Source organism: Peribacillus sp. NPDC056705, from assembly GCF_043656335.1.
Window position 1 is genome coordinate 58,935 of sequence record NZ_JBHTYI010000010.1, and the last position, 20,484, is coordinate 79,418.

The 20,484-nt window shown below is 37.5% G+C and carries 20 protein-coding genes and 1 pseudogene; 10 read left to right on the top strand and 11 right to left on the bottom strand.

Annotated elements, in window-relative coordinates; all coding sequences use genetic code 11:
- Positions 1 to 35: 35 nt before the first annotated feature.
- Complete coding sequence (locus ACFRAK_RS14615; protein WP_394572002.1) at positions 36 to 1,508, bottom strand: sodium:solute symporter family protein; 1,473 nt, start codon at positions 1,506 to 1,508, stop codon at positions 36 to 38.
- A complete protein-coding gene (locus ACFRAK_RS14620) occupies positions 1,505 to 1,699 on the bottom strand; it encodes a DUF3311 domain-containing protein (RefSeq protein ID WP_144551260.1) in 195 nt (64 codons plus the stop codon). The genes ACFRAK_RS14615 and ACFRAK_RS14620 overlap by 4 nt, the downstream gene beginning before the upstream one ends.
- Positions 1,700 to 1,874: 175 nt before the next feature.
- On the opposite strand from ACFRAK_RS14620, the gene ACFRAK_RS14625 reads away from it, so the two are divergent.
- Positions 1,875 to 3,173: a MerR family transcriptional regulator gene (locus ACFRAK_RS14625; protein ID WP_394571956.1), complete on the top strand. Its 1,299-nt coding sequence runs from the start codon at positions 1,875 to 1,877 to the stop codon at positions 3,171 to 3,173.
- 1,065 nt (positions 3,174 to 4,238) lie between these two features.
- Positions 4,239 to 5,572 (top strand): IS3 family transposase gene (locus ACFRAK_RS14630; RefSeq protein WP_394571957.1). Its coding sequence is split into 2 segments (ribosomal slippage): positions 4,239 to 4,646 and positions 4,649 to 5,572, totalling 1,332 coding nucleotides; the frame shifts between segments, so codons are not numbered across the junction.
- A gap of 78 nt (positions 5,573 to 5,650) precedes the next feature.
- Here the strand turns inward: ACFRAK_RS14630 and ACFRAK_RS14635 are convergent.
- The 4 genes from ACFRAK_RS14635 to ACFRAK_RS14650 all read right to left on the bottom strand — a co-directional run bounded on the left by ACFRAK_RS14635 (position 5,651) and on the right by ACFRAK_RS14650 (position 7,631).
- Positions 5,651 to 6,160: a DoxX family protein gene (locus ACFRAK_RS14635; protein WP_394571958.1), complete on the bottom strand. Its 510-nt coding sequence runs from the start codon at positions 6,158 to 6,160 to the stop codon at positions 5,651 to 5,653.
- Between the two features lie 274 nt (positions 6,161 to 6,434).
- A complete protein-coding gene (locus tag ACFRAK_RS14640; protein ID WP_394571959.1) occupies positions 6,435 to 6,698 on the bottom strand; it encodes a CPCC family cysteine-rich protein in 264 nt (87 codons plus the stop codon).
- A gap of 510 nt (positions 6,699 to 7,208) precedes the next feature.
- A complete protein-coding gene (locus tag ACFRAK_RS14645) occupies positions 7,209 to 7,403 on the bottom strand; it encodes a CDGSH iron-sulfur domain-containing protein (RefSeq protein WP_394572003.1) in 195 nt (64 codons plus the stop codon).
- 3 nt (positions 7,404 to 7,406) lie between these two features.
- Positions 7,407 to 7,631, bottom strand: coding sequence for a hypothetical protein (locus tag ACFRAK_RS14650; protein ID WP_394571960.1), 225 nt, complete (start codon positions 7,629 to 7,631; stop codon positions 7,407 to 7,409).
- A gap of 508 nt (positions 7,632 to 8,139) precedes the next feature.
- On the opposite strand from ACFRAK_RS14650, the gene ACFRAK_RS14655 reads away from it, so the two are divergent.
- Positions 8,140 to 9,102, top strand: coding sequence for a D-2-hydroxyacid dehydrogenase (locus ACFRAK_RS14655; RefSeq protein WP_394571961.1), 963 nt, complete (start codon positions 8,140 to 8,142; stop codon positions 9,100 to 9,102).
- Between the two features lie 467 nt (positions 9,103 to 9,569).
- Here ACFRAK_RS14655 and ACFRAK_RS14660 read toward each other — a convergent pair whose 3' ends face one another.
- The 3 genes from ACFRAK_RS14660 to ACFRAK_RS14670 form a co-directional block, all read right to left on the bottom strand.
- On the bottom strand, positions 9,570 to 9,749 hold the full coding sequence (locus ACFRAK_RS14660) for an IDEAL domain-containing protein (RefSeq protein WP_394571962.1): 180 nt from the start codon (positions 9,747 to 9,749) through the stop codon (positions 9,570 to 9,572).
- A gap of 874 nt (positions 9,750 to 10,623) precedes the next feature.
- The gene (locus ACFRAK_RS14665; RefSeq protein WP_377454307.1) at positions 10,624 to 11,076 is read right to left on the bottom strand and encodes a JAB domain-containing protein; all 453 of its coding nucleotides are present in this window, start codon (positions 11,074 to 11,076) and stop codon (positions 10,624 to 10,626) included.
- A 1,089-nt stretch (positions 11,077 to 12,165) separates the two neighbouring features.
- Positions 12,166 to 12,543, bottom strand: a complete 378-nt coding sequence (locus ACFRAK_RS14670; RefSeq protein WP_387707894.1) for a hypothetical protein — start codon at positions 12,541 to 12,543, stop codon at positions 12,166 to 12,168.
- 336 nt (positions 12,544 to 12,879) lie between these two features.
- On the opposite strand from ACFRAK_RS14670, the pseudogene ACFRAK_RS14675 reads away from it, so the two are divergent.
- The 7 genes and pseudogenes from ACFRAK_RS14675 to ACFRAK_RS14705 form a co-directional block, all read left to right on the top strand.
- Positions 12,880 to 13,036: pseudogene (locus ACFRAK_RS14675) on the top strand (VOC family protein); the annotation flags it as partial.
- A gap of 198 nt (positions 13,037 to 13,234) precedes the next feature.
- Positions 13,235 to 13,801, top strand: coding sequence for a dTDP-4-dehydrorhamnose 3,5-epimerase (rfbC, locus tag ACFRAK_RS14680; protein ID WP_394571963.1), 567 nt, complete (start codon positions 13,235 to 13,237; stop codon positions 13,799 to 13,801).
- Positions 13,798 to 14,646, top strand: a complete 849-nt coding sequence (gene rfbD / locus ACFRAK_RS14685) for a dTDP-4-dehydrorhamnose reductase (RefSeq protein WP_394571964.1) — start codon at positions 13,798 to 13,800, stop codon at positions 14,644 to 14,646. The genes rfbC and rfbD overlap by 4 nt, the downstream gene beginning before the upstream one ends.
- A 21-nt stretch (positions 14,647 to 14,667) precedes the next feature.
- On the top strand, positions 14,668 to 15,669 hold the full coding sequence (rfbB, locus tag ACFRAK_RS14690; protein WP_394572004.1) for a dTDP-glucose 4,6-dehydratase: 1,002 nt from the start codon (positions 14,668 to 14,670) through the stop codon (positions 15,667 to 15,669).
- A gap of 175 nt (positions 15,670 to 15,844) precedes the next feature.
- Positions 15,845 to 16,594: a sugar phosphate nucleotidyltransferase gene (locus tag ACFRAK_RS14695; protein ID WP_394571965.1), complete on the top strand. Its 750-nt coding sequence runs from the start codon at positions 15,845 to 15,847 to the stop codon at positions 16,592 to 16,594.
- 20 nt (positions 16,595 to 16,614) lie between these two features.
- Complete coding sequence (locus ACFRAK_RS14700) at positions 16,615 to 17,394, top strand: glycosyltransferase family 2 protein (protein WP_394571966.1); 780 nt, start codon at positions 16,615 to 16,617, stop codon at positions 17,392 to 17,394.
- A 134-nt stretch (positions 17,395 to 17,528) separates the two neighbouring features.
- A complete protein-coding gene (locus ACFRAK_RS14705) occupies positions 17,529 to 18,800 on the top strand; it encodes a hypothetical protein (RefSeq protein WP_394571967.1) in 1,272 nt (423 codons plus the stop codon).
- Positions 18,801 to 18,867: 67 nt separating this feature from the next.
- Here ACFRAK_RS14705 and pseI read toward each other — a convergent pair whose 3' ends face one another.
- Together pseI and pseH are read right to left on the bottom strand one after the other, a co-directional pair.
- Positions 18,868 to 19,923: a pseudaminic acid synthase gene (gene pseI / locus ACFRAK_RS14710; protein WP_394571968.1), complete on the bottom strand. Its 1,056-nt coding sequence runs from the start codon at positions 19,921 to 19,923 to the stop codon at positions 18,868 to 18,870.
- Positions 19,924 to 19,952: 29 nt separating this feature from the next.
- Positions 19,953 to 20,474 (bottom strand): UDP-4-amino-4,6-dideoxy-N-acetyl-beta-L-altrosamine N-acetyltransferase, encoded by a 522-nt coding sequence (gene pseH, locus ACFRAK_RS14715; protein WP_394572005.1) that lies wholly within the window; start codon positions 20,472 to 20,474, stop codon positions 19,953 to 19,955.
- Positions 20,475 to 20,484 lie beyond the last annotated feature (10 nt).

A 20,484-nucleotide genomic window follows, 5' to 3' on the forward strand; every position in this document is an offset into this window, starting at 1 on the left:
CTTTCAATTGTTTCTCCATCACAAAGGAAGCATGATTAAGAATTAGCTCCCACGTTTTCCAGGTGATTTTCTGAAACTTTTTTTAATCTTGTTATAGCGCTAACTCCTACTGTAACAATCAAGTTAACCCCCAGCGCCACGATTCCGCTATCTATGTCCTTAATGACTTGTGGCAAGTGAGGAAATAATGTCGCAATGGTTGAATTAGTAATGGTCATTATGGCGACTGTTACGACTCCGGCGATGATTCCAGCAAATGCTCCTTGCAATGTAACAGGGTTCTTTTTCCATAAGCTAAAAAATAAAGATGGAAACAGCTGAGCTACAAATCCATAGGCCATAATTAATAACATGAAAATCATTTCCCCGCCTCTAAATGTAAAATAAACAGACAATAGTGCCAGTATCGGCACAGCCATGCGGGCAATACGGGCAATCTGTTGATCAGTTGTATCCGGTTTCAAAACTTTGATCACATTTTTCGCAACTAAAGTGGATGCAGTCATTAAAAGCATTGAACTTGGTACAAGTGCCGTTAATAATCCGGCTCCGCCTATGATTCCAATAAACCATGGGTCAAATGACTTTTTAGCTAGTTCGAATAAGGCTAAATCTGGATTTTTTAATCCGGGAACTACTAGAACTGCCGCAAAGCCAATAAATAAAACTAAAATTAGGACAATTTGATAAAGTGGCGTTAATGCTGAATTACGTCGCAAAATATGTGCATTTTTTGCGGTTAAACTAGCAGCAAACAAATGCGGCCACATAGATGCACCAAGGGCAAAAAGGATGCACGTTGAAATATACCAGGACAAACTGTAACCGGATTTAGGAAGAGTTAAAAAGTTTGGTTTAGCAGCATTAATTTTTTCAAACATCGGCGTGAACCCGCCATAATAATGATAGGGTAAGTAGATAGACATAACTAAGATGACAACTAACATCAAAATATCCTTTACAACCGCTGTCCACGCAGCACCATGTATCCCCGAAACCGTTACATAAATCGAAACGGAAACCGCCCCAATCCATATTGCAACCGCAGGTGAAATCATCCCGTAAGAAGCCTCTGAAACAATAATACCTAACCCTTTAAATTGCAAAACAAGGTATGGTATAAGGGAAATAATTCCTACTACAGCCGTAAGAACACCTAGTTTTGTGCTATTGTACTTGCTGACAAAGAAATCAGATTGGGTCAAAATATTGTTTTTCTTTGCATACTTCCAAATAGGAGGAAAGAACCAATACATAACAATGTAGCATAGCGAACTAAATACATAGATCATTGGTCCACCAAGACCATACGCCCCGCCACTTCCCCCAAGGAATGTATAGGTAGTAAAGTTTTCACCTGCCAATAACAGGAACACAATAATCGTTCCAAAGCCTCGACCGCCTACCGCCCACTGATCCAGATTCATTTCTTTTCCCTTTTTCGCACGAATTCCTATGTAAATGGAAAAAATGAGAAAAACTAAAATAATAAGGAGTGAAATATTCAGGATTCTTCACCATCCTCTTCAATTGGGTAAAGCAAATTGCTAATTCCCATACCTGCAGCAGATAGAACAAGCCATATGGCGGCCCAAAATATAATGAAGGGCATTCCTAAGACATATGGCTCTACTTTATTAATAACGGTTAAAGAGCCAATAAACGGGATAATCGATAACAAAACACATACTTTCTTCATAAATAACCCCCGCATAATGTAATAATTTTTCTTCCATTAAACCTTCTTATTTTCTGAGAAATGCATCCTCCCCTTGCTTATTTTTTGAAAACTTATTAAATTATTAAAAATTTTCTGTATAATTAGTTTAATAGATAGGGTTAACACAATTTCAAGCGCTATTTTTGCCGAATTTGTGAAAAAAAATGGAGTAACTCCATTTTTTGCTTTAACGGAATCAGCAGGAGGAATCTTTATGAAGATTGGACAGTTCGCCAAAAACTTTAATGTTTCGATTGATACAGTAAGACATTATATTGAAAAAGGACTTTTGATTCCCGAAAAAATAAACACACAATTTCAGATGAATACAATCTGTCTTGAAGACATGGCTTTGATTAATGAACTTAAGTTGTATCGTTTTTCGTTAAAAGAAATTCATAAAATCTTATCTTTTAAACGAATAACGAACAATGGGAATTATAGAAATATGAGCTACTTTAGAAACTTGCTTGTTGAAAAAAAGATGCAATTAATCGAGGAGAAGAATCAAATTTTAAATGCGATTCATTCGATTGATACAAAGATAAATACCGATACATCTGAGAATTTGGAACAGGATAATAGGAATAAGGGTGTTCCATTGCTTTTTGTCCCCATTCTTTCTTGCCCGTATTGCCAAAGTAGATTAAGTTTACAAAATGCTTCCATACTGGGAGATCAAATCTTTGAAGGGAATCTGTTTTGTAGCTGCGGCTATCAATCGGAAATCAAAAAAGGCATTCTGTTCACAAGCAACCTGAAGGCGTCCCCTTTTAAATATTCCATTTATGAAATTGATCTTAAGAAATGGAATCCTAATTTTATTAGTTTACTAGAAAAGAGTAAATTATGGATGTATAACGAATTAACACAACAACTAATTGAAAATAAAATTGTATTAGAAACAAACATTGAAATGTCAATGATGTTACCAACATATCTCTCTTCCCTTTCTAAAAATACGTCATATATTTTTACGTGCTACTCTCTTGAATGGATTAAAACATTAAAGCAAAGCATTGAAAAACTTCACCCGGATTTATCAGTTCTTTACATTGTCAATAGCGATTTACACTTACCACTGACACATCATTCAATAGATATTTTTATTGATAGTATCTCCTTTTCTCAGTACTCTTTAATTTACAAGGAATCACCTGTTCAAATTTTAAAACAATATCTAAAAAATAATTCCTGCATAATAGGGAATGCTGTTTTTTATGAAGCGAAATCAAAGTCATTAAAAAATATTCAATCCATCTATCCGACACCAAACCCGATGGCATTCCAACCTTACTTTTTGGACGAAGAATTGCAGAAACATCATTTTACTATCTCAAGTAAGGAAATAGCAGGCTTCACGAAAAACCCTGGCAGCTATTTTTCGTATCATGATGAAAATGAAAAAATGTACTTACTGGCGTACAGAGCAGCCCATTCAATTTCTAAATAAAAAACAAGAGAGTATTCAAACTTTATACTCTCTTGTTTATGAGTAGGCCAAAAAGAACGATTTCTAGCCGTATCGCGGTTCGTTTTCGTTAGAGCACAGGATATTTGCCTCACAGGCACAGATTTACTAAATGAAGAAAACCCGGAAAGAAATTGCATTTCTCTCCGGATTTTTTCGTTTATTACCTAGCTGATTCTGAAACAGGGTATTTACCTGCGCCTGTTTCAGAAAATGTGGACCGTGAAGGCCAATCCGAATTCGATGTTTACCTTATCCAGCCCTCTTTGGTTGAAGCGGCGAAACGAACCATGCCCTTGATATGACCCAACACGCTTTCTGCCGCTAATTTTCGCCGGGCACACAATTCATACATACCTCCTTATACTTTGTATACGAGACTATTAGGTACGGTCGCTTCACTCAGGCCTTATTTATTACACTCATCAACCTCTATATATAGACTCATCCCAACGAAATGAATCATCTACGGTAACCCCGTAAAACTGATATATCAAAATCCCTCTAACTTCAGCTCTTTTGGTTGATGCATCAAGTTTTTTTATAAAACTTCGCACCGATGATAATTTTCTTTCTTGAGTCCTTTTTTATACCAAGTATCTATCCATTTGTTCATAAAATGAGTATTTTACGCAAAGATAAGTCGAACCTCTTTCTCTAAAGCACGTGCTCTATTCATGTTACCTTTTCCAATATACTTTTTCTCACTTTTAAATTTTATAACATATGTTCCAGGTCCTTTTTGTATTTTCTTGTATCCACCGTAAACCTTCCTTGCCTTTTTATTCAAATATGAAGAATAATAAACATCCTATAACTGACGTATATCTTCATCCTGATTTAATTCCTGTGGATATACGTCCTTTGGCAATGTCAATGACTAGACAACAATTTACTGAATTCTATAGTGGTTATTTAAAAGTTGTAAAGGATGCTATGGAGGATCCATATCGACCAAAACGGCTTTAAGATACGCATTGCAGGACTGGAGACGATTAGACTTCTTTTTGTACAATGAAATGACTACAGACAGAGGAGAACGGAAAAATGGCTAAAAAGCTCTTTACGACAAAAGAAATAGAGATATTGTCAACCAATCCATATGTGAAATCAGTCAGTACTAAAGGAATTACATATACTGATGAGTTTAAACAGATATTCATAACTCATGCTGATAACGGAACGCCCGCTAGAGAGATATTCGAAGGATGCGGATTTGATATTAAGATTATTGGGATGGATCGTGTACATTCCTCTAGAGATAGATGGCGTGCAGCCTATCGTAAAAACGGTATAGATGGCCTCCAAGATAACCGAAGTGGCAATTCTGGCAGGCCTCGCGTAATGGAGCTTACCCCTGATGAGAGATTCAAGAGATTGGAGGCAGAGAACAACTTATTAAAAGCTGAGATTGAACTCTTAAAAAAGATCAGATTTGCCGAAAGGGGGATGAAGAAAAAATAACCTTATCAGCTGAACAAAAATTTATCCTTATCCGCTTTGTGATTGATAAGTACAACTTGAAAAATATGATCACCCATTTGTGCAAGTCCGCAGGGGTTTCGCGTTCCGGTTACTATAACTATTACTCCGAAAGGGCCATTGAACAACGGAAGCTAAAAGAGAAGATGGATGAAGCCCTTCGGGATATTATACTGAGAGCATTTAGATTCAAAAACCGCAAAAAAGGGGCCCGCCAAATCAAGATGACTTTGGCAGGTCAGTACAATATTGTATATAACCTGAAAAGGATTCGAAGAATCATGGGGAAATACAACATCATATGCCCATTCCGAAAAGCAAATCCATACAAGCGTATGATGAAAGCTACCCAGGAACACAGGATCCTTCCTAACCTTTTAAACCGGGAGTTTAAACAGGATATCCCTTATAAAGTATTGCTTACTGATATCACCTATCTTTTTTACGGGAATAGCCAAAAGGCATATTTATCAACGTTTAAAGATGCATCTACTAATGAGATTCTGGCTTATCATGTCTCAGACCGCATTACCATGGATATCGCTACCGATACCCTTAACAAATTGAAGAAGAATAGGAAGATTAAGTTGGCTAAAGGTGCCTTTATCCACTCCGATCAGGGAACCCACTATACACACCCAGACTTTCAAAAGTTAGTGAAGAAATATAAATTGGGCCAGTCTATGTCCAGAAGGGGTAATTGTTGGGACAATGCCCCACAAGAGTCATTCTTTGGCCATTTTAAGGACGAGGCTTATATAAAGCCATGTCAGACTTTAGAGGCGTTAAAAAGGGAAATAAAAGAGTATATGACTTATTACAACCAGTATAGATACCAGTGGGATTTAAAAAAGATGACCCCTGTTCAATGCAGAGATCATCTTCTAGAGGCAGCCTAACCTCTTTTTTTTAAATGTCCTTTACAAAGGGGATAGATTACACTATCCCGACCTCTTTTTTTAATACTCTACTTTTTGTTAAGCTACATTTTTTACTTCTCTTGTTCTGTTAACAAATAGTTTTTCTTTAAGTGTAGGTATAATCATACCATCTACCCCATACCTTCCTGCATTCATAGCAGAAACAAGGATAAACATAGATAATAGAACAAGTTGTGGATTGGTACTTGTCGTGCCACTAAACAGATAAGAGAAGTTCATAACCAGACCAAAAAAGACAGCTGTTTTAGTGAAACAACCCACCAATAACCCTATCCCTACAAGGAATTCTCCCCAAGGTACTAACGTATTGAATATCTCTACATTAGGAATGGCTACATTTTCAAGAAATACAACCCACCATCCCTGAACAGCCGGATGCTCTCCAGTTGAATTTGCCAATGCACCCTGTAAGAAACCAGAAGCATCAAATTGTCCGCCTGTCAACTTCCCCCAGCCAGCCATAACCCACGTATATCCGAGATACACACGCAACACAGCCAAAAGAATGGAGACATTTTTGTTATGCTTTAAAAGATCAATAAACATACTTTTCCTCCCTATAATTTAAAAATAATGACTATGAGATATAATAACATAATTGAAAACGATTTTCATTATCAATTATGTAAATAATATATAAACAATCTCAATCAAAAAAGTTCGTAAAAGTGTTTAAACGACTTTATTGTAAATTAAACAACTTTTTTGTCACTGTACACACATTAGTTAAAGAAGAAAAAGCTGCCTTAAAGACAGCTCTAATCCTCAGCTAACGCACCCGTTAGATGAAGAAGAAAATAATCAATTACTATATGTACCCTCACTCTACCGGTTTCCAATTTGGATCCTTTATATCGGACTTATTTGGCTTTCTTACATACTGCAAACTTCTTTCACCTTTAGCACAAAATTTTTTATAGTTTTGTTGTGCTTCTCTAAAGGAAACATAATTTGCTCCATCCTCATCTTGATGTTCATATTGGTAACCATCATCTTCCCAAAAACAGATTTCACAAATATCATACGTTCCTGGAGGTTCTTCATCTAATGTTTTATATCCACAGCAAAGACAAGTGTATTTCATACAATCACCTCGACAATTTTCATGAATTTTACCAGGATTTCTTGTTCAACTATCCTCCCTCTATAAACATTGATGTATCAACGGTTTGCACCACTCGGTGTATTTGGGGAATTATTTTTTCATTCTACTTTTAAACAGAGTATTGAAATTTTGGTTTTTATTACTAAATTAAGCATACGCTTCGCTAAAACTAATGGAAATCATTAGCTATTTTCTCCACTACGTGATGCACAATAGATCTCTGCGAAACTTATGATGACGTACCCTCCCATGTCTCTTAGCGTCATTTGCGCTTACATTCCTTCGTTCGGTCTATTCATAAGGCAGAGGCCTGCTAATCTGCCCCTTTAGTTCATTAAACCAAAAAGGCCACCAAATGGCAGCCCCGGTTCTCAACTAACGCACCCGATAGTTCAACAACATACTCTTTCGTAAAAGAAAAATGAATCGGGCGGCTTTTTGGGGTTCGATTTCCCAAAAGGGTGCCCTACAGCTTCTGTCCCACTAGCTTTATTCTGCCCTAACTACGCTTTCGAAATTACTTTTGTGGGATCCGTCACAAAAAGGTTTATTATCGGAAAGTCCACATCTGCATAGGGAAAAGGCTTCTTTTGTTTCAATTTTATTCCCTTCACCATCGACTAGCTCTACACTCCCTGATACACGTAATGAACCATTATCATTAACTTTAATAGTAGCTATAATAAATCACCTCTTTTTTAAAACATTTTTGCCATGGGGGAATAACTTTAAACGATAAATAAGTTCTATTTCCTCAATATTATTTGATTGACATCCTGCATTTACCAAAAGAAGAAGTGTTATACCAATAAAAACACACCACATTTTATCGCCCTCCCCCTCATTTTTAGAGGGTATTACTTTAAAAAGTTCCAAAAACCTTATTCTACTAACCTGATCCTTTAGCTGCATAAGAAAAAGCAATCCTTCTTAATGAAGAATCGTACCCGTTAGTTAAGAAATCGACTTTTTTTACTTCTTCTTAATGAACTCCCTCAGTTTAATAGATAATGCTCACGAATACTCGCTTAATCGCAGGATTTCATCAACCTTGAACCACAGTGCAAAGAATCTTTAATAAAAGGTTAGTTGTGAAATATCTTTTCTGTGCTAATTTTTTGACCACTTATCAAAAGTAATTCTCAAAGTTCAATAAAATGGCCTTCATGGCTTGGCTGGAGTTTCCCTTTTTTCTAATCCTTTGTAGAAAGTGCATGAACAAAATCACCAGTTAATCCTCGACCGTCAATTCTTCATCCAATAAGTATCTCTTTGTAAATAGGTTTCTACTTAAAGTAACAAGCTGGTGTTAAAGAATGAATTGGACTTTTGTGGTAAGTTATTAAAGTAAGATTTAAAGTTATTGTCTTAGTGGGAAGTATTCATACTATATTTAAGGAATCAATAAAGGAGAGAATCCATGGTAGGTACACACAAACCAAACATTCTTGTATTTAGTCCTATTCAGAAAGAGGTTGAAGCTTATGCTGATTGTATCCGCAATACTGGGTTTATATCAGTAAAGGCAGCAAAAACTTTGGGGGAAGTAGAAAAATATTTACCAGGTACTGAAGTAATTTTGGGATGGAATTTTCCTACACAATTACTATGTAAACCAATGGCCTCATCTGTTCGCTGGTTTCAGTCAATGGGAGCCGGAGTCAATGATTTGATTGCAGACAAATCAATACCTAAAAACATTACATTAACCCGAATTATTGACCAATTTGGTGCTTACATCTCTGAATATGTATTTTCGTTTCTCTTGGACATAGTGAAAGACGGTCCTCGTATGAAACAATCTCAAATGGAGCGGAGGTGGGATCCTTTCATTTCTGACACCCTAAAGGGGAAAACAATCGGGGTGGCTGGACTTGGATCGATTGGCACTGAACTTGTACGTAAAGCTCGAGCATTTGATATGAATGTACATGGATTAAGCTTTAGTGGAAAACAAGCAACACTCGTGGATCTCCACTTTACTCCAGATCAATGGGGTGAATTTGTAAAAGATCTAGATTATTTGGTCCTAACCCTTCCTTTAACGGATTCCACTTATCATATCCTTAGCAAGGACCTTCTTTTAGCAATGAAATCCAACGCTTACCTTATCAACGTTGGCCGTGGATCATTGATAGATGAAAGGGATTTAATATCTGTCATGCGAGCAGGACATCTTCAGGGAGCAGTCCTCGATGTGTTTGAGACAGAGCCGTTGCCGAAAGAACATGTCTTCTGGTCAATGCCGAATGTGTTTGTCACTTCTCATCTGTCAGGACCAAGTACGATTAACGAAGTGAGCAACTTTTTTATAGAAAATTTAAGGAGATTTTTAAGCAAACAACCGTTAAATGGATTGGTAGATCGGAATCGAGGGTATTGAACCATATAATATGAGACAGCCGCATTTTTCAACAGAGGAATGCGGCTGTCAAACTGAAAGTAAATAATAAATAGTTTTACTGAAAGTACTTTCTATAGTCTGTAGACCAATTAGGATATAGGTGGTTGCAATTTATATATTCTAACGAGGTTTATAGTAAAATATCCAAACATTGATCATCATTTCTGATAGCGTTTTTAGGCTATCCATAAAAGAAAGCCCTGAATTTTTGTAAAGGTCCAAGATAATTATATTGAATGTTAAAACAATGCTTCCTTACACAACAGTCATTGGGTTTAATTTTCTTATATATTCTTATAGATGGAAGCATTGAATCTACTTGAAGGTCCTCCAAGCATTCTAAGACCACTTAAAATAAAAAATGAATCAGGAAATTAAGCAGCATTACCTGATTCATTTTCTATTAAGTTAGGAGTTATCTTTTTTTATTATGTTCTGTTTGCATTTTATGTTGTCCGTTTTAATTCATTTGTTAACCGGATAAATTCTTCCTTATTACGGTTTTTCAATGAGTCGTCAATTTGTTTTTCAATTTGGGCTTTCATGTAATCGGCAAGTGCTCTTTTTAGTACCATTTCAGCGGTCACTTCAGGTTCCAGTAGCGTTTCAGGCAATTGCTTTTCCATAAGAAACCAACTCCTTTACCTTTTTTCTATTATACTGAGTATCTTGAGGATTATTATTATTTTGTAAAGTGCTTGTCTTGCTCCTTGTTCTATTTTCATCGGAATTATCACAACGGGCAAAAGATCCTTTAAAGGATAGTTGTGAAACTATCCTTTCTGTGCCTGATTTTTTTGACCGCTTATCAAAAATAATCCTCAAAGTTCAATAAAATGGCTTCATAGATTGGCTTGAGATTCCCCTTCCTTTCCCATGAACAATCACCAGTAAATCCTCGACCTTCAACTCTTCATCTAGTATGGGGAATTGTCATGCAGGAATACCTCACCCCAGTAAATCTCCGCTTCCTTTATTCGAAGGGTAATCTCTGCTCGTTTTTCGTCTGAGGTCACCTCGATTTTGAAACTACGCGCTTCCTTTACCATGGTGGTACTATTTAGCAAGAATATTACATTGCAAGGGATATATTATGATGAAAAGAAAAAAAGGCTACAGAGCTAAAGAAACGGTTTGCGAAACTAATGGAACAGGCGGGTTACAATGCTGGAGGGTAAATTGTAAAGGTAAAGTATGAAGCAAGCGAAGGAATAACATTCTGACTTTTAATACGAGAGTAGAATATTTGCTCAGCAAATTGCTCCTTTTACCTGAAGGCGCTACTGTAAGTTTTAGAGGTTGCCTCAAACAACCGTCAAGCAGGCTCGATGCCTGCTCTAAATCGAGAAAAAACGGATTTTTTTCTCCATGCGTGAACGCACCAGCTGATGATCCAGCCGGTGTGCCTCCTTTTATTGTTTTTTCCTTCAGGTGCTTTTTCTCAAGGTACTCAATAACTAAAGGGGGACGTTGCCCCCCTTTGCTTGTCCAATTTCTTTTTCAAAAATATCCCTTTGCTTTTAAGCTAACATACTTACCCGTATGGGAAACAATCAAATGGTCTAAAACTTCAATCCCCATAATTTTCCCTGCTTCCGCCAATCGCTTTGTGACTTCAATGTCTTCCATACTCGGGGTTGGGTCACCCGATGGGTGCTGATGGCTGACGATAAGGGAAGCCGCGTTGTTTAAAATGGCGCATTTCAGCACATCTCTAGGATGGACGACACTCGCATTCAGACTTCCTACATGCGCCCGATGAAGACCTACCACATGATTTTTCGTGTTGAGCATCATGACAAGGAACACTTCCCTGTCCTCGTTTGCGATTTGCGCGGCGGCCAATTCCCGGGCATCTTCTGCATTGCGGATTTGGAAGGCCGCAAACGGCTCAACCATTTCCCTGATTTCTTGCTTGATTCGTACCACTTCAAAAATTGGGGATAATTCCATTTTCAAAACTCCTTTTCATTTTTTTATTTGTTGCCCTTTTGTTTTCTATGATGAGTGTTTCTTTGCTATTTTCATTTGCCTTGCGAAGCGAATTGGTTCCCCAAAGGGGGATTAGTTTTCCCCTTTGACATGTAGAACGAAAAACACGCATAGACAATCGGTCAAGGGATTAAGCACAAAAAGTTTTTGATGTTGCGATAGCGTCCCTAATCCAAAAGTTTTTTGCCCCTTGATCGATGGGCTGGCCATCTTAGCTTCCTGCCGGAAAGGTTCGGGTGTCCTACCGGCTGGGAGATTAGTCGGCCTGCGCTGTTTTACGATTCGGAAGGCAAAGGGAAAAAATAATAAAAAAAGCAGCCGCCCGGCTGCTTTCCTTGTGACCTTTTATTCTATTAATCCTTTAATCCCTTATTCTTACGGTTTCCGGCTCGTTCGGTATAGCGGCAAGCCGTAAATGGTACAGGAACCTACTGAATTTAGGAGAAGCATGAGTCGTACAGTTCGACGTTATCAAATCATTTAATGCCGAATCGACACGTACAGAAGGTTGTAGAAAAGTCCCATTTATTTCAAATGGTCAACAAACAAAATAAACTCACCGTTCGGGTATTTATGATAATATTTATTCCATCATTTTTCTCTTATTCTGTATCTCTAGATTAATAAAAGTGAAAGACGATAAACCCCATGGCTCCAAAGGGGTTTATTTTGGTGTAACTTCCTCTAATGGAGATGTGATTTATTTAAAAAGTAATTTAATCGATAAGAGAGAATTGCTATGACTATTTTGTGGAGGTTGGTATGACATGAAGATGACCTCACTATATGAACAGGGAAAGATTTATGTTGCCTAATATTCTGAGGGATCTTTCCCGCCTGTGAAAAATAACGTGGCAAAGCTTCCAACATTTCGCTATTTTCCTTGGGACGTAAAGGTAGCCAAACAAATAAAACCCCCGCACCAACTTTTCAGGCTGATACAAGGGCAATAGTCGCGTTTTATTGATTAAACCAATTTGTTTGGGTGCAAAAAGGGTCTTTAGCCTTTACAAATCAATCCCAGGTCTTTTTTTTCATTCATTTAGTGAATTAATCATAAAAGATTAAATGCATATCACTGTTAGTCCTTGATTTAGCAAAAAATTCTGCTTCATTTCCTCCATCAACAAAGTTACCAATACCCCGGAAAATACCACATTTGCCTCGTTCGATATATCTTACCCCTACATAATCATTATAACTGTCAGGATCGTACTCCCATAATTCAACTTTTAACTTACCAGCTGGACCCACGTAAGAATCCCGACAAATCTTATAATCTCCACCAGTAGAGGCAAACACATCACTTTCAGCACCATTAGAATAAAGAGATTGTTCCCCCAAGTAATCCCAGCCACTTGCAAATGTAGAAGAAGGGAACAACAACGCGGCTAACAATGTCACAGCAATCATTTTAAACATTTTCATGCTCATTCCTCCTCACCCGTTTTGACTTGAAACATATTATTCTCCATATAATTTTAATCAACATTTTTTATATTATCATCTATCCAAAGGTTCAATTTTTCATGAAGCGTTTTTGTAGTATCCACTACTCCATCAAACGGTTAACCCTCTCCCTGGTTTCCTGCTTGATTTCTTCCACTTCAAAAATTGGGGTAAATTTCATTTCTAAAACTCCATTTCATTCAGCCAAGTTGTCTGGTGATAATCAGTATTATGTTAACTGAAGTGAATAAAGTGAAAGAGATGGGGCGCGTGATTCCAGAATATCGGCAATGACTTTCCACAATGATGAGATGCTCTGGGACGATTATGGGTCATATCCACCTTCATGTAGGCGATCTTAAACAAGCAGAAGAATTTTACAAAAGGGCTTGGGCTTGACGGTGTTAGTTAATATCCGCAAGCAGCATTTTTGTCCACAGGAAGGTACCATCACCATATTGCCATCAACACTTGAAAAGGCCAAAATGCAATCAAAAATCCCCAAGTCATCATCCTAAATGACTTGGGGATTTTTGTATCCATCTGTTGTTGTTACAAGAATTGGTTATTGCAACAATTAACCCAAGAGATAATGCGAGTTTTTGTAAAGTATAGAAATGAGTGGTCAAGCAAGGATTAATACGCATATAGTAATACGAGGTGTTTAAAATTGAAGATAATGGAAACGAAACTACCTGGGGTAAAAGTTATTGAACCAAAAGTGTTTAGTGATCATCGTGGCTGGTTTATGGAAACGTTTAGTGACGAATGGTTTATAAAAGACGGAATAGCCATTGATTTTGTTCAAGATAATCATTCCTTTTCAGCCACAAGAGGGACTTTACGGGGCATACATTATCAATTAAATCCGAAAGCCCAAGCAAAGCTTGTTCGTTGCACAAGAGGGGCCTTCTATGATGTTGCTGTTGATATTAGAAAAGGTAGCCCTACATTCGGCGATTGGTTTGGCCTTGAATTAAGTGCAGATAATCGAAAACAGTTATTCATTCCTAAAGGATTTGCCCATGGGTTTATTACATTAACAGATAACACAGAGGTTCAATACAAAGCCGATGCATTCTATGATCCTCAGTGTGACAGAGGTATTAGTTGGAATGACCCGGCAATCGGGATAGTTTGGCCTGATTTACTCACTCCTATATTATCAGCAAAGGATCAAACAAACCCACTATTGGCAGAAGCGGAAAATAACTTTGTCTATGGTGAAAAACGATGAAAATACTCGTAACAGGTGCTACAGGCCAGCTTGGCTATGATGTCATAAAAGAAGGTCAATGTCGAGGGATGGAAATGATTGGGGTCGGGTCAAAAGATTTAAACATTACGGATGAACCCGTGGTCCGCCAGTTTATCGCTGATTTAAAGCCTGATGCCATTATTCATTGCGCTGCCTATACGGCTGTTGACCAATCCGAGGATGATCAGGAGAACTGTTGGAATGTAAATGTGGATGGGACAAACTATCTAATTCAGGCCGCAAAGGAAATTCATGCAAAGTTTATGTATATTAGTACAGATTACGTGTTTAATGGATTAGGAGATATACCGTTTAATGAAACGGACCAGCCCGATCCCGTTGGATATTACGGACTGACAAAATATGAAGCTGAAAAGCTGATTCAAGCCCATTTATCGCAATGGTTTATTGTCAGAATCTCATGGGTATTTGGCGGAAATGGAAATAATTTCGTTAAGACAATGCTCAAACTTTCGGAAAGTCACACTGAGCTTAATGTTGTAGGGGATCAGATTGGTTCTCCCACTTATACAGTTGATTTAGCACGATTACTTTTGGATATTATTCAAACAAATCAATTTGGCCTCTATCATGCGACGAATGAAGGATATTGCAGCTGGGCTGATTTTGCAAGGGAAATTTTCAGCCTTACTGGAACATCTGTAATAGTTAACACCATTGATTCAGAAGAGTATCCTACAAGAGCAATTCGACCAAATAATTCACGGTTGTCAAAAGAAAAATTACGTATGCAAGGATTTCAGCCTCTTCCCTCTTGGCAGGCTGCTTTAAGGCAATTTCTAAATGAGTATCCAAAGGGGTGACGTGAATTGACAAGAAAGTAGATCTTGGTGACCGGAGGTTCGGGATTTATTGGCGGGAACTTCGTTCAGTACATGGTCAAAAAATATCCAGAATATGATATTTATAATTTAGATGTATTAACGTATGCGGGCGAGTTAACAAAACATCGCAACATTCAATCAATGATGAACTACTTTTTTGTGAAAGCAGTTATTACCGATCGAAAAACAATCTTTTCTTTGTTTACGAAAGAAAAATTTGACTATATTGTTCATTTTGCAGCAGAGAATCATGTGGATCGCTCCATTACAGACCCTGAAGTATTTGTCCGAACAAATATTTTAGGGCAAGTGCTGCTTGATGCAGCAAAACATATAGGAGTGGAGAAATCCCTCCATGTTTCAACAGATGAGGTCTATGGTGAGTTAGACTTTGATCCGGCAATCTTTTTTACAGAAGAAACACCGCTCCCCTATCGTGCCAGCAAGGCATCCAGTGACCTCTTAGTAAGAGCGTATCACGAAACATTTCATCTTCCCATCAATATAACCCGTTGTTCCAATAACTATGGCCCGTTTCATTTTCCGGAAAAAATAATACCACTAACCATCCTTCGTGTCTTAAATAATGAAAAGATTCCTGTTTATGGAGATGGAAAGAATGTTCGCGATTGGCTGCATGTATACGATCACTGTTCTGCACTCGCTCTTGTTCTGCATAAAGGTGTGAATGGGGAAATTTATAATGTTGGCGGCAATAATGAAAAAGCCAATTTAGAGGTTGTGAAAACGATCCTTCATGCATTAGGGAAGTCAGAAGAGTTAATTACATTTGTACCCGACCGCTTGGGCCACGATAAGCGCTACGCCATTTGCCCTAAGAAATTAATGAAATTAGGCTGGGCACCCCATTATTCTTTTGAAAAAGGAATATCCATGACTGTTGATTGGTTTATCCTAAATAAGTGGTGGTGGAAGCAAGTAATGAATGAAGAATACCTGAATTATATTGAACAGCACTATACAAAAAATGATGGTGAATAGAACTGCAAAAAGAACCCACTCTTCTATTGTATGAATTTGGATTCTTTTTGTGGAGGGAACCGTCATACTAAGGGAAATATGACCATTTTTATAAATGGCCGCATAAGGTTGTACCAAAAAGTACCTTTTCTCATAAATTGATAAGGAGTGTATTAACGTGACAGGGGTGAAGAGAATGAAGGGAGTAATTTTGGCCGGGGGAACGGGTACCCGTTTAAAGCCTTTTACAAAAGTACTAAATAAGCACCTATTGCCTGTTGGCTCGCACCCAATGATTCATTGGCCGATCACCAAGTTAAAGCAAGCAGGTATTACGGAAATATTAATCGTTACAAATAAGAACGATGTAACTGACTTTCAAGAAATAGTTGGTACAGGCGAGGAATTTGGCGTTCACTTATCTTATACGATTCAAATAGATAATGGCGGTGGAATTGCTGATGCTTTATATTGTGCAAAGGAATTCGTTGAAGATAAGTTTGTTGTTTTACTAGGGGACAACCTGTTTGATGATGATCTCGGACCTTATATTGAAGAATTTAAGAATGGGCAACAAAAGGCGAAGGTTTTTATAAAAGAGGTCCCGGATCCGGAAAGATATGGGGTGGCCATCCTGGATGGAAATAACCATTCCATTCTCTCGATAATCGAGAAACCTAAAGCAACAAATTCCAACTATTGCGTAACGGGAATGTATTTATACGATAAAGAAGTTTTTGAATTGATTGAATTGCTAGAGCCATCCGGCAGAGGGGAAAAAGAGGTGACTGATTTAAATAATCTTTATATTAACAGTAAATCATTAAAGTATGAAAAGTTAAAAAAATGGTGGCTAGATGCGGGAACACACGAGGCATTATTTAAGGGAAATCTACATTATTATGAGAATCAGTTGGAGGCAGATAAAGAACATGAAAGGCAATAAAAATAAAATGAGGTGTGATTGTGCCGAAGGTTTCTATTATTTTAACCAGTTTTAATAAACAAGAATATGTCGCGAAATCAATTCGTGCCATATTGGATCAAACGTATGGTGACTTCGAGTTATTCATCATGGATGATAACTCAAATGAAGCAACTCTAAAGGTGATCCAGCCATTTTTGACAGATACTAGGGTGAAGTTTTTTAAGAGTGATATTAAAACTGTCAATGAAAGAGTAGCAAAAACCAGATATGCCGTTCTCATTAATCAAGCACTTGAATTAGCTCAGGGAGAATATATTACGTATGCAACCGATGATAATGTATTCCATAAGGAAAAAATAGAAAAAATGGTTGATTACTTACACCGGCATCCAAGGGTTATGGTCGTTTATTCGGCATCAGAAACAACCTATTTAAATGAGTTGGGGGAAAGCACGCATTCTGTTGTCAGACCTGCCAAGAGTATGTTATGGCTGGCATCCTGTGCGACGGATCATTGTTCAATTATGCATCGTAGAGCTGTTCTGCCTGTGATAACGAAAACCTTTGGAGCAAATTGGGATGAAGATCCACAGTTTTATCGGATCGGTGATGCTCGATTCTTCTGGAAATTAAATCATTTCTGGCCATTTTTTCCTCTTAATGAGGTACTAGATTTTAATTACATTACTCCGAAATCAATTCATACACAAATTTTCCACGAACAGCCAAGTGAATTTGCACAAAAATTACCCCCGCAAAGGACATGCAAGGAATTAAGAGAATCCCTTAGGGCGTTGAGACGGGGGAATCAGTCATGAGCCATTATTTAACAAACTATTGGAATATCTATCGTGAGTTCCTTGAACTCTTTAAAAACTTCAAATATAACAATATTCCCATTGCAATCGTAACTAATTTCTACCAGCATTTTGACCAGGAGCTTAAAAGCAAAATGGAAGCTGAAGATTTTTCTAATGATCGGCAAAAATATGTACTGCAAAAAGAAATGATTCAGCCCTATTTTGACAAATGGCTTAGGGATCCGGAATTGACCCATACGGACGAGGTGGAGGCTGGGAAAGTACTGATCAACTCAGACTATACCCGTATTCCCGAGACATGTTATAAAACATTATTTGATCCGAATCAAACGGTTATTCTTTCCAGGTCTGCAAAAAACCATCTCTTTGGGATTCCAGTTGAGACACTCAAGAAATATGAAGAGACAAATGAGCTCATTTCTGATCAACTTGTCAGAAATGCGCAGTCTTTATTTAGGAATAAACATGACCATCCGGTATTTAGCAATGAGTATTTCCAACAAACCTTTCTTAAACGTATTCCATTGATCGTGAAAACCATAAGCACGGTCTGTAATTTCTTTGAACACCTAAACATATCGGCTATAGTGGTCGGGACAACGGAAGATATGGTAAGCAGGGTTCTAGCCATTGTGGGTTCCATGCGCGGGATTAAAAGTATTTGTCTGCAGCACGGAATTTTAATGGGAGAAGAGGCATTTCTACCAGTATTCACAGATCAAGTGGCCGTCTATGGAGAGTATGAAAAAAAGTGGTATTTAGACAGGGGGTTATTTCCAGAGCGGATTGCAGAAATCGGTCATCCCAAATATGATGAGATTTTCACGCATATACGTGGGAAGGGGACACCCTTTTATAGGAGATTTAACTTGGATCCTGCTAAATACACTTTATTAGTTATTACCGGCCCTAATATTGATCCTGTAAAATTTACTGAACTTATTAAGAACATTCTTGATCATTCCGAATATCAACTAATCATAAAGCCCCATCCATGGGAGATTGGGAAGGGAAAGTGTGAAATATATTTAGATCTTGAAAAAAAATATCAGGGCATTAAAGTATTTACTTCTAGAGAGAATTATCTCTATGAACTCATTTCTCATGTGGATGGAGTGGCAGCAACATTATCAACAGTTGTATTAGAAAGTATTTTATTTGATAAGCCGGTGTTTATTTATAATTTCATAGAGAGTAATCGCGAATATGATTATTTCGCTCAGTTAGGTGAGTTGGTACAATCAGATCCTAAACAACTAACTGAAATAATCGGAAACTATTATAAATCTGATGAGTACAAGAAAATGTATGACGAAATTCGAATAAATTATTTAGCTGATTCTTATAATGGCGGTTCTTCTGGAGAGAAATTAATTCAGCTAATTAATCGTCTTAATGTTTAAAAAAGGAAAATAACTACGTACAGACTAAGGACCTGCCAGGTAATGGCAGGTCCTTGATTCTGTGTATCTATTTATTTACCAAACTCCAATCGGCAGGAGTACCGGCCTTTATGTCTTTTGTTACTTTTTTTCCTATTAATTGTTCATAATATTTAGGGGCTAATCCGAAACCTGGTCTAATGATTCTTATATTATTTTTTGTCAACAATTCACCTGCCTTCAAGTCTTTTGCAATGTAGATGGATCTTCTAAATTTCATCGAGTTTTTTTCAGCCGCAGTTGGTCCGTAATTTACTTGACCCAAGGATTGCCATGCCCGTTCTGTTTCAATCACTAAAGATTTCATTTCAGATGGCTCCATTGAAAAGTCGGAATCCACTCCGCCATCAGCACGATTAAGGGTAAAATGCTTTTCAATCACAGTAGCACCTAAAGCGACACTGCCTACTGAAACTCCAATACCCATGGTATGGTCTGACAGGCCAACTTGGCATTGAAATAATTCGCGCATGTGAGGGATTGTTATAATATTTGTGTTCTCAGGGGTTGCTGGATAAGTGCTGGTACATTTTAAAAGCACCAAATCCTTACATCCTGCTGCTCTAGCGGCTTGGACCGTTTCCTTTAATTCTTCGATTGTCGCCATCCCTGTAGAGATAATCATTGGTTTTCCGGTAGAGGCTACTTTCTTTATTAATGGGATATCGTTGTTTTCAAACGAAGCAATCTTATACATGGGAACATGTAACGATTCTAAGAAATCGACAGCCGTTTCGTCAAATGGTGTGCTGAAAGGGATCAACCCCAGTTCGTTTGCCCTGTCAAATATCGGTTTATGCCATTCCCACGGTGTATAGGCTTGTTGATATAATTCATAAAGTGTATTTCCAGTCCATAAACTGTCGCTTTCGTTAATGCGAAATTCTTGGTTGTCTATATCTAATGTCATCGTATCAGCTGTATAAGTTTGAATTTTTAATGCATGTGCTCCAGCTCTTGCAGTTTCCTCGACAATTTCTAATGCTCGTTCTAATGACTGATTATGGTTACCTGACATTTCTGCGATAATAAAAGGAGGATAATGGGATCCAACCATTCTTCCTCCAAATTTCATATCCTTCATATAATAAATCAAACCTTTCAAGAGAGATTTCAATTGACCTTTGCCTTTTGTCTATCCCACTCTTCTGAATCTAATTGAAATTGGAGGATGTCGACGGGCTGCCCATTTCTCCAAAGTTTATTTTTATCAAGCCCCGTCTGTATAAATCCTAATTTCAGATGGAATTTTGTACTTTTTTGATTTGTTGACAAGACTTCTCCGATGACTTTTCTCATGGATAAACACTGAAAGGCATAATCTAATGCTAAACTTCCCATAATCGTACCGCTGCCTTTTGGAGCAGTACTTTCACCAATATAAAATCCCCACAAACACGTTTGACTTTGTTGATTGCTCTCTTTAAAGGAAACGAGGCCTAGGGGTTTATTTTGATTGACAAACAGCCTATAATACTTTGCTTGATTTATAAGTACATTTCTGAACCAATTACAATGGTCTTTATAGGGAATCATTTGATCATGAAACATATTTTCTCGAATGGACTCCAAATTTCTCCAGTTGTAAATCATGTCCATATCATTTTCGATTAATGCCCTCAGGTGACAATCCATTTCAAACACC

Coding starts and splice junctions, on each gene's coding strand:
- ACFRAK_RS14620 (WP_144551260.1), bottom strand. CDS start 1,699: ATGAAGAAAGTATGTGTTTTGTTATCGATTATCCCGTTTATTGGCTCT.
- ACFRAK_RS14635 (WP_394571958.1), bottom strand. CDS start 6,160: ATGTTTATTGATCTTTTAAAGCATAACAAAAATGTCTCCATTCTTTTG.
- ACFRAK_RS14640 (WP_394571959.1), bottom strand. CDS start 6,698: ATGAAATACACTTGTCTTTGCTGTGGATATAAAACATTAGATGAAGAA.
- ACFRAK_RS14650 (WP_394571960.1), bottom strand. CDS start 7,631: ATGCAGCTAAAGGATCAGGTTAGTAGAATAAGGTTTTTGGAACTTTTT.
- ACFRAK_RS14655 (WP_394571961.1), top strand. CDS start 8,140: ATGGTAGGTACACACAAACCAAACATTCTTGTATTTAGTCCTATTCAG.
- ACFRAK_RS14660 (WP_394571962.1), bottom strand. CDS start 9,749: ATGGAAAAGCAATTGCCTGAAACGCTACTGGAACCTGAAGTGACCGCT.
- ACFRAK_RS14665 (WP_377454307.1), bottom strand. CDS start 11,076: ATGGAATTATCCCCAATTTTTGAAGTGGTACGAATCAAGCAAGAAATC.
- ACFRAK_RS14670 (WP_387707894.1), bottom strand. CDS start 12,543: ATGAAAATGTTTAAAATGATTGCTGTGACATTGTTAGCCGCGTTGTTG.
- rfbD (WP_394571964.1), top strand. CDS start 13,798: ATGAAAATACTCGTAACAGGTGCTACAGGCCAGCTTGGCTATGATGTC.
- ACFRAK_RS14695 (WP_394571965.1), top strand. CDS start 15,845: ATGAAGGGAGTAATTTTGGCCGGGGGAACGGGTACCCGTTTAAAGCCT.
- ACFRAK_RS14705 (WP_394571967.1), top strand. CDS start 17,529: ATGGAAGCTGAAGATTTTTCTAATGATCGGCAAAAATATGTACTGCAA.
- pseI (WP_394571968.1), bottom strand. CDS start 19,923: ATGAAGGATATGAAATTTGGAGGAAGAATGGTTGGATCCCATTATCCT.
- pseH (WP_394572005.1), bottom strand. CDS start 20,474: ATGGATTGTCACCTGAGGGCATTAATCGAAAATGATATGGACATGATT.